This is a genomic window from Nitrosomonas ureae (genome assembly GCF_900108305.1).
Classification (GTDB): Bacteria; Pseudomonadota; Gammaproteobacteria; order Burkholderiales; family Nitrosomonadaceae; genus Nitrosomonas; species Nitrosomonas ureae_B.
Map to the genome: position 1 here is coordinate 1 of NZ_FNUX01000066.1, position 1,915 is coordinate 1,915.

Here is a 1,915-nt window from a genome sequence, read left to right on the forward strand (position 1 = left end):
ATCCAACCAACCAAAGTTATTCTCCACATTGAATGGAAATATCAGATTCAATTTCTCAACAACAATTGTTGGGTACTTTTTTCAGGGATGACTAAGTAAACATATTTGGACAATCTAGTTTATTTTTGTTTGTCGGTTACAGGCGGGATAAACAGAGCGGGTAATGTTTTACTTGGATATTGCTTATGAATAATTTGCTTATTGGATTTACCAGTTCCCACTTGAATTGATAACAAATCCGGGCATTTCGATACATAGGGTTGTGAAAACAACGGATCTTCTATTTTCTCGATCCTTCTTGACCTCTTTGATATAGGCTCTCTCTTAAAGGAAAAAGCTCTCGATTTTTTTTGCCCTTCAATTGTTTTTGTTTTATTTGGAAACTCAGCTTGCTGATTCTTTAATCCAAAATTACTTTCCTCTACTTGAATCTTAATCCCTAACAATCTTTCTATGCCGCCCAATAGGATAGTCTCTTCTCTGCTAACAAAAGAAATTGCAAATCCTTTAGCTCCCGCACGCCCTGTTCTTCCAATGCGATGCACGTAATCTTCTGGATTATTAGGTAGTTCAAAATTAATTACATGGGTTAATTCTTCAATATCAAGACCACGTGCTGCAACATCAGTCGCAACAAGGACTCGGATTAAACCACATTTAAAATTATCCAAAGCTTGAGTTCGTTGCAGTTGATTTCTATCGCCGTGTATCGCGGAGCTCAAGATCTCTCGATTATTTAATATTTGCGTCAGATGATCCGCCCCATGTTTAGTACGTGTAAAAATCAGTACTTGCTGCAAGTTTTTTTTCTTGATCATATCGATTAGAAATTCTTGCTTATTTTTTGATTCTACATAATAAACTATATGTGAAATCAGATCACTGACTGAATTCTGCTTGGCCACTTCAATCAATATCGGGTTCTTCAAAATTTTTCCTGCAAGTTTCTTGATCTCTCCTGAGAACGTTGCGGAAAACATTAAATTCTGTCGTTGATCGGGTAACATCTGAATTATTTGCTTTATATCCGGCAAAAATCCCATATCCAGCATTCGATCGGCTTCATCAAGAATCAATATCTCAACTTTTGAAAGTATCAAATTTTTTTGTTGAAGATGATCCAATAAACGCCCTGGCGTTGCTACCAGGATTTCCACGCCAGAACGTATAGCTGCAATCTGTACATCGATATTTACACCACCATAGATCACTGTTGATTTTAATGCCACATATTTTCCGTACGCTCTAACGCTCTCATAAACTTGTATCGCAAGCTCTCTGGTCGGCACCAAGATCAATGCACGTGTTGGATGTTTTGCAGGTGATGTACTGCTATTGGCATAACTCTCTAATTTTTGCAACATAGGAAGAGTAAAACCCGCTGTTTTACCTGTGCCAGTCTGAGCTCCACCCATGACGTCAAAACCTTTCAGAATTATAGGTATAGCCTGTTGTTGAATCGGCGTGGGGTTTGTATACCCTTGTTCAGATATGGCTCGCAACAAATTAGCTGATAAACCGAGTTGTTCAAATGAGATGTTACTACTCATATATTACAAAAATTACCTCTTTAATTTTATTTAACAATAAAGCGCCTCGTCGTAAGGAGCGAAGAATCAAACCTAGTAATTAAACCCTGAAGATCTTAATACAATGAAATCAAGTGCAAATCCACACATAATTTAGTTCTCAAAAATACAAAAAGAATCTGCACAAAACATATGCAGATTCTTTGTTAAAATTGCTCTGTTAACTTTATTGAAGCTCAAATATTATCTTTTTACGAAGATCAAGGTAAATAACTTACTACTGCGCGAAGTGAATTATTCCTCATCATCTTCATCTTCATCTTCATCTTCGCTATCAGCCTCATCACTGGCACTGTCCTCTTCTTCGTCTTCGTCTTCGTCTTCGT

Annotated in this window: 1 protein-coding gene; it reads right to left on the reverse strand. The window is 37.1% G+C overall.

Annotation, left to right across the window (positions count from 1 at the left end; genetic code table 11):
- Positions 1–119: 119 nt before the first annotated feature.
- Positions 120–1,550: a DEAD/DEAH box helicase gene (locus tag C4S39_RS15015; protein WP_103967731.1), complete on the reverse strand. Its 1,431-nt coding sequence runs from the start codon at positions 1,548–1,550 to the stop codon at positions 120–122.
- Positions 1,551–1,915: the final 365 nt, after the last annotated feature.

What these genes read in the sequence shown, in the direction of transcription:
- C4S39_RS15015 (WP_103967731.1), bottom strand. Translation starts at nt 1,550, where the DNA reads ATGAGTAGTAACATCTCATTTGAACAACTCGGTTTATCAGCTAATTTG.